Source organism: Kitasatospora sp. NPDC048545 (genome assembly GCF_040651155.1).
Lineage (GTDB): Bacteria > Actinomycetota > Actinomycetes > Streptomycetales > Streptomycetaceae > Kitasatospora.
This window is the reverse complement of the sequence record NZ_JBEZIQ010000089.1, coordinates 16406-28123: the sequence shown is the minus strand read 5'-3', so window position 1 is coordinate 28123 and position 11718 is coordinate 16406. Positions and strand designations below refer to the sequence as shown.

The window sequence follows — 11718 nt, the reverse complement described above, 5'->3', positions numbered from 1 at the left end:
GCACCCTGGAACAGCTCCGAGCCCACCTGCCCGACGAAGTCCACGAAGCAGGTCAACTCTGACAGTTATTCAGATACAAGCCCCGGCGGTGCCGGTGTACTGCCGCTGGACGCCCGCCGAACCGCGGCCCTTCTTCAGAAATCCGGTCTCGTCCACGACCAGAACACCGTCACCGGCGCCGAGGTGGTCCAGGACGTAGCGGCGGACCTCGTCGCGCACCGCGGCCACATCCCAGCGGGCAGTCCGCAACAGCCGCTGCATCGGCCCTGGACGGGCCTGACCTGCGTGCTCCGCGAGCTGCCAGCAGTTCTTGCGCTCGGCACCGGACAACAACCCGAGCAGATAGGCGCGGGCGGTGGCGCGAGGTTCCACCCGCCCGAACCGGCCCGCGATCCGGGCCACGGCCTGGTCGAACAACGCCCGCCATCGGGCAGGGTCTACGCTATGGCTCGCGGCCATCGCACGATCTTCAAGAGTCGACACAACCCTTGATCATCTCGCGGTGGCCGCACGCGTCAGGCGTCGTAGTACTCGCCGTCGTCGCCCTGAACCCGCGCGTCCAGACCCTTCGCCACCTGGCACATCATCGCGATCACCGCATCGCTCGGGTTCTTGGACACGATCCGGCCTGCGGTCCACCACATCGGGGCCATCGCGAGGCCGGGATCACCAGCGACCACCGCTTCCCATTCCGCCGTGCTGATGCCCTGGCCTTCTTCGGCCCACCAGTTCACACACCGCGTGATGTGCACGTCATAGCCCATGGTCAGCCAGGGTAGACCGGGCGACCGACATGATCGCGAAGTCACACTGGAGTACTAGTTGGCCGACACGTCCCGTCAGACCTGCCAGTGGCGCCGCTCCGTCAGCCAGCGCAGCATGACTTCTCCGCACCATGCCTGGTGCTGCCGCAGTGCTGGGCTGCCAGGCGGCGGGGGCTGCGCGCCCGAGCGCAAGAAGTGCCCAGTGAGCGCCGCGAGTACGGCATCCAACTGCTCGGGGTCGACGTCTTGGGCGGTTGGGTGCTCGGCGAACAGTTGAGACGCATCGTGGCCGTCGGCGTGGGCGGTGGCCAATAGCAGCGTGAGGTCGAACCAGCTCGGTCCGAGGCATGGCCAGTTCCAGTCGCAGATCCATGCTCGGCCGCCGGGGCCGAGGACCACGTTGTCCCGCCGCAGGTCGAGATGGAGCACGGAATTGCCGGCTGCGGCCGCGGCGCAGTTGCTCTCGAGGTCGGCGAGCGGGTCGATCAGCTCCCGGGGAAACCACTCCGGCAGCTCGTCCATCCTGGTCATACCGGCGGTGAGTAGGCGCCAGTTCTCGAACGTCGAGTCGTCGGCAACGGGTTTCAGGCCCAGCTCGAGGAGGGATCGCGTCGGGCGCGCCAGCGCTTGCGCGCTCGCCGCACAAGCGTCGAGGACCGCGACCAGCTCTGCCGGACGCCAGGGATCTGCGGGCATCCGCGCGCCTTCAACGGCGTCGAGCCCCAGGACCACCCAGCCTTCAGCCTCCTCGATCCAGCGAACGCGGGGCGCTGGCACAGCTGCTGGTAGCGCCTGGTTGATCAGAGCTTCCCGCCGGTAGCAGTCTGCGACGTACGGGGCGGTGGAGCTGTTGGCGGCTTTCACGAATTGCGGCCCATCGGGCCCGAGTACTTCGGCAGCGAAACCGGAGGTGAACCCGCTCCCCGCGCTCGGCCGCGGAACGACCGCGCCGCCAAGCCGACCCTCGACCAGCTCCTTGATACGGGCAGGCAGTTCGGCCCAACTGGGGCGGACCGCTGTGGCGCTGTAGTTCGGCTTCGGCGAGATGGTGGTCGGCATGGCACCATGCTGCCGGTCTAACAGGCCATCTCGCCAACGAGATTCCACTTCCGTGTAAGCGATTTGAGTTGCCATCAGGCTGACGTGCCTCGGCTGGCGGCTGGCCGTTCGGCGCACTCGCTTTCACAGCCGGGCACCGGAGCCCGGCCAGCCGACAGGGCGGTGGCTGTCGGCTAGCACGTGCAGCTGTGGCCTTCGACAACGCTGGTCCAATCCAGGTCGTCGAGAGACATCTACGGCGCGGCGATCAGGAGCTGGCGGACGTGCTCGACCGCCTCGGCCACCGGCACGGACTGGGTCTCGCCGGTGGCCCGGGTGGTGACCTCGACCGTGCCGTCGGCCAGGCCGCGGGCGCCGACCGTGATCCGGTAGGGGATCCCGATCAGCTCGACGTCGCGGAACTTCACGCCGGGCCGCTCGTTGCGATCGTCCAGCAGTACGTCGACCCGCTCGCTCGACAACTGCCGGTACAGGGTCTCGGCGGCCTCGGTCACCTTCTCGTCGGTGGTGCTGAGGACGACAACGGCCACCTCGAACGGGGCGACCGCGACCGGCCAGATGATGCCCTTGTCGTCGTGGTGCGTCTCCACGATGGAGGCCAAAGCCCGCTCCACGCCAATCCCGTAGCTGCCCATGATCGGGACGACGCGCTCGCCGTCTGCACCGAGCACGGAGACGCCAAGTGTCTCGGTGTACTTGCGGCCGAGCTTGAAGATGTGGCCCACCTCGATCGTGACGACCACCTCCAGCGCCGTACCGCACTGCGGGCAGGGCTCGCCGGCGGCCACCTCGCGCAGGTCCGCCCACCGCTGCACCGCGATGTCCCGCTCGACCGACACACCGCGCAGGTGGGCGCCGTCGGTGTTGGCGCCGGTGGTCATGTCGGTACGGCCGCGCAACGCCTCGTCCGCGAGGACGGGCAGCCCGGCGACGCCGACCGCGCCCAGGCTGCCGGGGGAGGCACCGAGCGCCGCCTGGATCTCCTCGGCAGTCGCGGGCCGCACCGCCGTGGCGGCGAGGGTGTCGATGAGCTTCTGCTCGACCAGGTTGTGGTCGCCACGGAGCAGGACGAGGGTCAGCTGGTCGTCAACCATGTACACCAGCGTCTTGATCTGCCGCTCGGCCGGCACGTCGTGCAGGCGGGACAGTTCCTCGATGGTGCGCGCGTTGGGAGTGTCGAACCGCCCCGGGGCATCCAGACCCGGGCCGTCCACCACGGCGGGCAGGGCGGAGGTCGCCTTCTCGGTGTTGGCGGCGTAGTCGCAGCCCGGGCAGCGGACCACCAGGTCCTCGCCGGCCTCCGAGGGGCTCATGAACTCCACCGACGCGCTGCCGCCCATGCTGCCGCTGGACGCCTGGACGGCGATGGCGGGCAGACCGAGGCGGGCGAAGATCCGCTCGTAGGCGGCCTTGTGAAGGTCGAAGGAGCGGTCCAGGCCGGCGGCCTCGATGTCGAAGCTGTACGAGTCCTTCATTGTGAACTCGCGAACCCGCAGCAGGCCGCTCTTCGGGCGGGCCTCGTCGCGGAACTTGGTCTGGAACTGGTACCACATCTGCGGCAGGTCCCGGTAGGAGCGCAGTTCCTGCGACAGGACGGTGAAGATCTCCTCGTGCGTCATGCCGAGCGCCAGGTCCGCGCCCTTGCGGTCCTTGAGCCGGAACATCTCCTCGCCCATCACCTCCCAGCGGCCACTGCGCTGCCAGATTTCCGCGGGGTGCAGGGCGGGCAGGATGAACTCCTGGGCGCCGATCGCGGTCATCTCCTCGCGGATGATGTCCGTGATCTTGGCGCGGACGCGCACGGCCAGCGGCAGCAGGGAGTAGTGGCCCGCCATGAGCTGCCGGACGAACCCTCCTCTCACCAGCAGGCGGTGACTCACCGCATCCGCGTCCGCCGGGTCCTCCCGGAGAGTGGGCACGTACAGCTGGGACCATCGCATGGGACCGGGGACCGTCCTCTCGGTGAAGCTGCGGAGTGTCGCGGCGGCGCTCACGCCGACACCACGACGGGGAACGGATTCTAGTGGCGGAGCCATGCCGGGATCGGTCTATTTTCCGATGCCACGGGCTGAGTTGGACTCGCGCGTCACGATGTGAACGGAGACCGATGGCCGCAGCACAGGACGACGCGCTGAGTAGCGACCGCTCCGTCGACGGCCGACGGACTGGGGCCGCGTCAGCGGCCAACGGCTTGGCCGGAGGAGCGCACGCCGGTGCTGTCCGCAGCTCGCCGATGACGCGTCCGTGGCAGCGGGCCGGAGGAGCTCATGTCCGTTGCCCAACGGCTACGACTGTCGTCTCGGAGACGAAGAACCGCCGGCCGTGCGCTGCCGCCTGTGCGGCTGCGTACCAGTCGGTTCGGCTGCGGTAACCGCCGTCGTGCCGCTTGCAGCTGATCTCAACAATGCGGTCCGCATGTCGGTCAGTCGACGTTCGGCGTGGCCCGTCAGCCCCGTTGTCGCGGCCGTGAGTGTCTCGGTCTGCTGCAGGCGCCGGCCGGAGGTTGCGACAAGCCCCGGCAGCGCGCGCGCCCGATGCGGCCGTTCGCACGGTGCCGAGCCGCGAGACCTCTCGGCAGCGCGACGCTGCGACTCACGCCTGAAGCCGGTCGAGTACGTTCTGCATCAGCTCGTACGTCTGCGGCACCGTGTCAACGTTTCCCAGCCGATGCCGCTCCAGGCGGATGGCACCGATGTGACGGGCCTCGTAGATTCGCGAGCGCAGCACCGCGGCAGGGGAACGGTCCTGGGGGCCGTAGCTTTCCCAGAACGCCTCCCGCTCGTCCGCCTTCGCCAGCGCCATGCGGATCGTCCAGTCCGCAGCAGGATCACCCCACCAGGTGCGGTCCAGATCGAGGACTCCGGAGATCAACGGTTCGGGTGCGCTCTCGGCGAGCATCACATTGACGGTCCACAGGTCACCCGAGAGACAGCGTGGCTCGGTGATCTCGTCGAGAACTGCACGGTGCTGGCGCGCTACTTCGGCTACCTTGCGCAGATCAGCGGAGTCCAGGCCGACAGCGTCGAGATCGGCAGTGATGTCCTCCAAAGAAGCCGCCACGGCCGCGCTCCATGTGGAGTATGCCGGGCCGGCGATAGGACCGAAGTGCGGACCGCGCACCCCGTGGATCTTCCGCGCGATCGAGCCCAGCTGCCGGAAGAAGCTCGGCCAGCTCGTGCGGGAGTACCTACCGAGACCTTCGGGGGCGGGTACGCCGTCAAGATGAGTCTGGACCATGTAGTCCCGGCCGATCACCTCGTGCGACCAATCTGCGGCAATGACGCGCGGCATGAGAGGCGCAATTGCCGTGAACCATGGCACGCTGGCGTACTCGTTGCGCATCAACTGCAGCTCGGAGCGGAACTGCCGACCCGGCTCCGGAGCGACCCGGAGGATCACCGGCCGTTCGTGTCCGGTCACGGCTACGCGGTAGGTGTTGTTGTACATGCCCGAGCCCAACTCTCTGGCGGACAGTGCGTCGGCACCGAAAACCCGCAGGCAGACCGCCCGGATCTCGTCGGCGGTCACCGGTTGCTGGAACGCCTCAGCAGCGCGCTCGATCGGTAGAAATTCCATGCGGTTCCCTTGAACTTCTGAATCAGTGGCCTGACCCAACGCCGAGGGTCGGGCCGGAGCAGCACGCTCCGGCCCGACCTCGGGCTTCAGCGACACGGCTGGCAGCCACCGTCCGCTGCCGCCGGGCCTAAGCGACGGCCAGCAGCGACCGAATCCGATCCGCCCCGAGCGCCAGCAGCAGGGTGGGAAGCCGCGGGCCGGTGTCCCGGCCGACCAGCAGCTCGTACAACAGCACGAACAGCTCCCGCTGGGCCACCTTCAGCTCCGGCGACGCCGGAGCGTCCAGCGGCAGCCCCGACTGGATCTTCGGCACGCCGTACACCAGCGACGTCAGCCCATCGAGCGACCAGTGTGCGTCCAGGCCGTCCAGCAGGAGCTTCAACGCCTCCCGCTGGGCCGGAGGCAGTTGCTCCAGCCGCTCCCGATCCGGTTCCACACGCACCTGCGTGCGGTCCTCGGCCGGGACGTAGGTGGTCACCCACGCCTGCGCAAGGTCCAGCCGAGGCTGAGCCTCGTCCAGGCTCGCGAGCGGCTCCTCGACGGTGAAGTCCTGCAGGATGCGCAGCGTCTGCTCAGGGTCGCCGGCCGCCACGTCCGCCACCGAGGCCAGCGTGCGGAACGGCAGCGGCTTGGGCGTGGCTGGCAGCGGCCCAGCCGCCGGACCGATCGAGCGGGCCCGGACGGCCACCTCAAGGTCCGTCGCCGTCCCAACGGCCGCCTTTCGTCCGAGCGCGTCCCACTCGTCGTAGAGCCGCAGGATCTCCTGGTCCAGCGAGACCTGGAACGACTGCCTCGGCTGGCGCCGGTTATAGAGCCACCGCAGCACCGCGGGCTCCAGAACCTCCAAGATGTCGATCGGGGTGGGGACACCACCCTTCGACGAAGACATCTTCGCCATGCCGCTGATCCCCACGAAGCTGTACCCGAGGTACGACGGCGGGAGCCCGTCGAAGACCTCGCGCACCAGCTGCGACCCGACGGTGAACGACGAGCCCGGAGAGGAGTGGTCGACGCCGCCGGCCTCGAAGGTCACGCCCTCGAAAGCCCAGCGCATCGGCCAGTCCACCTTCCAGACCAGCTTCCCGCCATCCGTCTCGGACAATGCGAAACCGCCCTCGTGGCTGCAGTCGCACCGGTACCGCATCTGCGTACTGGCGTCGTCGAAGCTGATGACTACGGTGGAGTCCCGCTCGCAGACCTCGCAGTACGGCCGATATGGGTAGTAACCCCCCACGCTGGCGGCGGCCAGGTCCTCCTCGTCCTGCTCCACCTCCACCTCGGCCTTCTTCGTCCGGTACCGGCCGAGGACACCGTCGATCTGCTGCCGATGACGCATCGCGTGCACGATCTGCTCACGGTAGGCCCCCGACGTATACATCCGCGTCTGGCTGATCTCGTCAACCTCGACACCCAGCTGAGCCAAGGCCGAACGGAGCGGCGCCTTGAAATGCTCCGCCCAGTTCTCGTGCTCACCGCAGGGATCGGGCACCGCAGTCAGCGGTCGGCCGATGTGCTCGGAGAAGCTGGCCGGGACGCCGGCCGGCACCTTCCGGAGCCGGTCATAGTCGTCCCAGGACAGTAGGTGCCGGCACTCCACACCTCGGCGGCGAATCTCGTCCGCGACGAAGTGCGGCACCATGATCTCGCGCAGGTTCCCAAGATGGATCGGGCCGGACGGGCTGACCCCGGATGCGCACACCAGCGGAGCCCCGCCACGGCGTTTTCCCTCGGCGATCACCTGGTCCGCAGCTACGGCCACCCAATCGCTCTGCTTCACGCCCACGTCAAGACCCTCCAGCTGATGGTTGTTCAGGTACGTTTAGAGTAGAGGTGGTTGGATCTGGTTGGGATCGCGCCGCGGCAGGCAGTGAAAGCCTCGGGCCGCATCGGCTGCAAGGCGACAGCAGGGGGGACGAGTTCGCGCAACACCTCGACCAGCAGCCACGCGCACTGGGACGATGCCGCGACAGCTCTCGGCCGCTCGATTTCAGAAGACCGACTCAAGGAGGTGCTCGATGTCCTCTCGGCCGGATGGCGAAACCCGGCGCCGCTTGGAGTACGCGCACGCCATGGCCGCTGGCTTCCTCGGTCTCGTCTGTTCCGGGTCGTCCGTCTTCGGTACCTCCGGTTCGACCGTCGGCCGCCGGGCTGAGGGCCTCTGGCTCCGCGTCTCCTGTCACAGCCGCCGTCGCGCTCCCCGGCCGTCCGATCAAGGACCGCTTGGAGCGCAGCAGCTCATCCCAGAGCCCGTTCCGCGTCCACGGCTGCACGACACCGTGGACTGGACCAAGGATGACTGGTTCTACCAGGCAGACGTCTTCGACTTCACTGGCCCCGCGGTGTCCTCGACACCCGGCCTCCACGCAGACCCGGGCCTGGAGGACAATTGGTGGAGCGATCTGAAGAATGCACTGGCCGGCATCGCCACGGCCCCGGGCACAAAGATCACCCTGCGCCCAACTTGGATCGATCAGGTCTTCCCGACGTACCTCGGCATCCCGGCCCCTGCGAACATCGAACGGGTCACCGGCCACGGAGATCTGCAGTGGTCCAACCTGACCGCTGATCCGCTCATGATCTTGGACTGGGAACGCTGGGGACTCGTCCCGGTCGGCTACGACCCCGCAGTCCTGTGGGTCAGCAGCCTCCTCGTGCCGGCGGTCGCGGACCGCATCCGTGCGGAGTTCTCCGACATCCTCGACACCCCGGCCGGACGCATCGGTCAACTGGTCGCCCTTGCGGAGATGCTCCAGGCCGTGGACCGCGGGTACTACCCGCAACTGGCGCCCCACCTCGCCGACCAGGCACGTGAGCTGACCGGGGTCACCCCGCCGCAGGGCCCCGCCCTCGGACTCGTCCGGTAGAAGACCATGGACCTTCGGCAGGAACCCGTCGATCACGTGCTGGACGAGGTGGAGCAGCGCCTCGGCACGAGGCTGGACCGGACCAGCGTGGTGTGCAAGCGCCGGACGGTAGGAGCCCGTACCGACCGCGGCAACTGGGTCCGGATTGAACGACGCCCGTGGGCGCGGGCTCGGGAACAGGGCTGGGGCGGAGTCGAAGCCGCAGTGGTGCTGACCGGCGTGGCGATGCCACGCTGGTCCGGGTCGGCAACATGGAAAGACCCGGGCGACCAGGCGATCTGGCAGGCGGACGAGACCTCGCTGCTGCCGGGCCGCCCCGTCGGTACGGCGGTGCTGGCCGTCGACCCGGAGCTGCCGGGTACGTGGTGGCGCTCACTGAACGCCTCGCTGACAGCTCTCGCCGATCAGCGCACGGTCCGGGTGGCGACCCCGGACACCGAGCAGATCACGCAAAAGCTGGTCGGCGACACTATCGGGGCCGCCTTCCCGGAGGCGCAGGACACCAGGGTGGAACGGTGGTGTCCTGCGCACGCGGACCTGAACTGGGCGAATGTCACCGGCCCTGGCGAGTTCTGCATGTTCGATTGGGAGGACTGGGGGATGGCGCCGCGCGGACTGGATTCGGCGTCGCTGTACGCCGCCTCCCTCGCGGTACCGGCGCTCGCTGACCGGGTGCGGAGGGAGCGCCAGGCGGACCTTGAGAGCCGGGACGGGATGGTGATGCGGTTGTTCGTGCTGGCGAAGATCGTCGGACCGCACGCCAACCCGAAGGATCCGCGGGCGGAGCCGGCACGGCGGGAGGCTGCACAGCTGATCCATGCGCTTCAATCGGGCTGAGGGTCAGCCTGGTTGCGAAGGAACGACGCTAGCGGGGGAGAGCGGAGCGCCCTGCTGGCGACGATCGTCTCGACCGCCGCCACTCTGTCCGGATACTGGGTGCACAGCTCCCGTCGGCGGACCTGCGCGGCGCATACGTGGCCTATCTGCTGAATCACGTCGTCGCCCCGGGCGGCCGACTGATCATCGGTGTCTACAACGAGGAACGTGACCAGAGCACAATGCAGGACCTGCTGCGATCCTGCGGCTACACCCCAGCTGGCACCACCAGAGCAAACCACCGGCACCCCGCGACCCACTACAAGGTGCTGTGGCTGACCAAGAGTCTGGCCGAAGACCGTACAGACCCGGAACCCGAGTACCGTCTCGTCGATCTACGCCGAGCAGTCGGAAGAGGCACAGGGCCCGCACACCACCAGGGCGTGTGGGCCCTCGGGCATCACGCCAGTTCCGCCAGCGCCTTGTCCAGACGTAGCAGGGTCCGTTCACGGCCAAGAACCTCCAACGACTCGAACAGCGGCAGCCCCACCGTCCGGCCGGTCACCGTCACCCGGATCGGCGCCTGGGCCTTGCCCAGCTTCAAGCCGAACACGGAAGCCGTCTCCTCCAGAACCGCCTTGAGCGATGCCGCCTCCCATACGGCCTCGGCCAGCCGCCGCCGCGCTTCCCGAAGCAGGTCTGCCGACCCCTCCTTCATCGCCTTCGCCCACGACGCCTCGTCGCGCGCCGGCTCGTCCAGGAACAGGAAGTCGACGTACGCGGTGATCTCCGACAGCACCGAGATCCGCGTCTGCGCCAGGCCGGCCACGGCGGCGAACTGCGCCGGATCGAACGCCTCCGCCGGCCACGGGGCCCGAGGCGAGGAAATCCACGGTGCGCACGCCGCCACGAACTCGTCTACCGGAAGTGCCCGAATGTACTCGCCGTTGAACGAGGCCAGCTTCTTGATGTCGAAGAACGCCGAGGAGCCGTTCACGTCCTCCACGCGGAACAGCTGTTCCAGCTCAGCGTACGGACGGATCTCGACGTCGTCCTTCGGGCCCCAGCCCAGCAGCATCAGGTAGTTGACCACCGCCTCCGGCAGGTAGCCCTCCGTCAGGTAGTCCTCCAGAGCCACCTTGTCGCGCCGCTTGGAGAGCTTCTGCCGCTTCTCGTTCACGATGACCGGCAGGTGCGCCCACACCGGGGGCTCGGCGCCCAGAGCGCGCCACAGCAGCTGCTGCTTGGGGGTGTTGGAGAGGTGTTCCTCGCCGCGGATCACCTGGGTGATCCCCTCGTCAAGGTCGTCGACCACGTTGGCCAGCAGGAAGACCGGGCTGCCATCGCCCCGCGCGACCACGAAGTCCTCGATGGCCGCGTTGGGGAACTCGGGGTTACCGCGGATCAGGTCGACCACCACAGTGACCCCCTCGTCCGGGGTGCGGAAGCGCAGGGCCCGGCCGGCCTCGAAGCCCAGGGCGCGTTCGCGGCAGAACCCGTCGTAGCCGAGTTGCTGGGAACCGGTGCGCTCGGTCACCTGCTCGCGCGTGCAGTCGCAGTAGTACGCGAGGCCGGCCTCGTACAGTCCGGCGGCGGCCTCGCGATGCCGGGTCTCGTTCTCCGACTGGAAGTAGGGGCCTTCGAACGCCGGGTCCGCCTTGGAGATGCCGATGGACGCGAGCGCGCTGATGATCCCCTCGGTCCACTCCTCGCGATTACGAGCCGCATCGGTGTCCTCGATCCGCAGGACGAACTTGCCGCCGCGCTGTCGTGCGGTCGCCCAGTTATAGAGAGCCGAACGGGCGCCACCGACGTGGAACATGCCCGTAGGGCTCGGAGCGAAGCGAACGCGGACAGGCGAAGGGACAACAGTCATGCGAACACGGTAGCGGCGCCGGTCGGCACGAGTTGCCGTTCACCGTGATCGGTGTTGCCCTGATGGTGGGCGAGGGGCGTGTCGCGAGGCCACCCGATCGAAGGACAAGGCGAGGTGGATGTACGGAGAGTGACAGAGGAAGATGCGCTGTCGATAGCGCGGCTTCGCTCGGAAATGATCAAGGCGCCCCCGATTGGCCGATGGTTCGAGGACCTCACCGCCTACCTGACGGACGGACTCGCTCGCGCTGAGGACATGGCGGGGTTCGTCGTCGACGTGCCAGCTGGCCACCTCGTCTCCGCCGCACTCGGGACCATCTATCAGGCGCCACCCGGGCCGACCTACACTGGCCGAACTGGGTACGTGCATCTTGTCCTGACGAAACCGGGCTACCGCCGCCAGGGGTACGGTAGAGCCGTCACGGCCTGCCTGCTCGCTTGGTTCTGGGGTCAGGGCTGTGGACTGGTCAACCTCACCGCCAGCGCAGACGGGGAGCGGTTGTATCGTTCGCTCGGCTTCGAGGAGAACGCCCGCTCTATGCGGCTCTTCGGGACGTGAACAGCTTCGGCACCCGTCCCTACGGGAACCGGTGGCAGGGAGGCTGCTGAGCTGGCAAGACTGCGATTCACGCACACCATCGTGAGGTCGCTCAGGGTGATCGGCCGAATCTGGACGGCGATTCGGCGTTGCTCACGGAGCCCGGGCGTTCTACCCTCTGGCCAACGCGCTGACGGAGACAAGTAGCCGCAGGGCACGCGAGCCG

9 protein-coding genes and 1 pseudogene are annotated in these 11718 nt (G+C 68.2%); 3 read left to right on the top strand and 7 right to left on the bottom strand.

Translation table 11 applies throughout. The features are described from left to right. Nucleotides 1–81 precede the first annotated feature (81 nt). The 6 genes and pseudogenes from AB0D10_RS43420 to lysS form a co-directional block, all read right to left on the bottom strand. Nucleotides 82–459, bottom strand: a pseudogene (locus tag AB0D10_RS43420) (transposase); the annotation flags it as partial. Between the two features lie 56 nt (nt 460–515). Next, the gene (locus AB0D10_RS43415) at nt 516–764 is read right to left on the bottom strand and encodes a hypothetical protein (protein ID WP_360267698.1); all 249 of its coding nucleotides are present in this window, start codon (nt 762–764) and stop codon (nt 516–518) included. Nucleotides 765–839: 75 nt separating this feature from the next. After that, nucleotides 840–1823 carry an aminoglycoside phosphotransferase family protein gene (locus tag AB0D10_RS43410; RefSeq protein ID WP_218197563.1) on the bottom strand — a complete coding sequence of 328 codons (984 nt, stop codon included), beginning with the start codon at nt 1821–1823 and terminating at the stop codon, nt 840–842. A 233-nt stretch (nt 1824–2056) separates the two neighbouring features. Beyond that, nucleotides 2057–3763: a proline--tRNA ligase gene (locus AB0D10_RS43405; protein WP_360267695.1), complete on the bottom strand. Its 1707-nt coding sequence runs from the start codon at nt 3761–3763 to the stop codon at nt 2057–2059. A gap of 652 nt (nt 3764–4415) precedes the next feature. Further along, nucleotides 4416–5399 (bottom strand): aminoglycoside phosphotransferase family protein, encoded by a 984-nt coding sequence (locus AB0D10_RS43400; protein WP_360267692.1) that lies wholly within the window; start codon nt 5397–5399, stop codon nt 4416–4418. 127 nt (nt 5400–5526) lie between these two features. Further along, the gene (gene lysS / locus AB0D10_RS43395; RefSeq protein ID WP_360267689.1) at nt 5527–7182 is read right to left on the bottom strand and encodes a lysine--tRNA ligase; all 1656 of its coding nucleotides are present in this window, start codon (nt 7180–7182) and stop codon (nt 5527–5529) included. Nucleotides 7183–7675: 493 nt separating this feature from the next. Here lysS and AB0D10_RS43390 point away from each other — a divergent pair, with 493 nt between their 5' ends. Continuing rightward, a complete protein-coding gene (locus AB0D10_RS43390; protein WP_360267686.1) occupies nt 7676–8263 on the top strand; it encodes a hypothetical protein in 588 nt (195 codons plus the stop codon). Nucleotides 8264–8269: 6 nt separating this feature from the next. Then, a complete protein-coding gene (locus AB0D10_RS43385) occupies nt 8270–9100 on the top strand; it encodes a hypothetical protein (RefSeq protein WP_360267683.1) in 831 nt (276 codons plus the stop codon). Nucleotides 9101–9539: 439 nt separating this feature from the next. Here the strand turns inward: AB0D10_RS43385 and gltX are convergent, their stop codons facing one another. Beyond that, entirely contained in the window at nt 9540–10901 is a 1362-nt protein-coding gene (gene gltX / locus AB0D10_RS43380; protein ID WP_360267680.1) for a glutamate--tRNA ligase, read from the bottom strand. Nucleotides 10902–11084: 183 nt separating this feature from the next. On the opposite strand from gltX, the gene AB0D10_RS43375 reads away from it, so the two are divergent. Continuing rightward, nucleotides 11085–11513: a GNAT family N-acetyltransferase gene (locus AB0D10_RS43375; protein ID WP_360267677.1), complete on the top strand. Its 429-nt coding sequence runs from the start codon at nt 11085–11087 to the stop codon at nt 11511–11513. Nucleotides 11514–11718: the final 205 nt, after the last annotated feature.

Excerpts from the sequence above, each read along its gene's own strand:
- AB0D10_RS43415 (WP_360267698.1), bottom strand. The coding sequence starts at position 764 with ATGGGCTATGACGTGCACATCACGCGGTGTGTGAACTGGTGGGCCGAA.
- AB0D10_RS43410 (WP_218197563.1), bottom strand. The coding sequence starts at position 1,823 with ATGCCGACCACCATCTCGCCGAAGCCGAACTACAGCGCCACAGCGGTC.
- AB0D10_RS43405 (WP_360267695.1), bottom strand. The coding sequence starts at position 3,763 with ATGCGATGGTCCCAGCTGTACGTGCCCACTCTCCGGGAGGACCCGGCG.
- AB0D10_RS43400 (WP_360267692.1), bottom strand. The coding sequence starts at position 5,399 with ATGGAATTTCTACCGATCGAGCGCGCTGCTGAGGCGTTCCAGCAACCG.
- AB0D10_RS43385 (WP_360267683.1), top strand. The coding sequence starts at position 8,270 with ATGGACCTTCGGCAGGAACCCGTCGATCACGTGCTGGACGAGGTGGAG.
- gltX (WP_360267680.1), bottom strand. The coding sequence starts at position 10,901 with ATGTTCCACGTCGGTGGCGCCCGTTCGGCTCTCTATAACTGGGCGACC.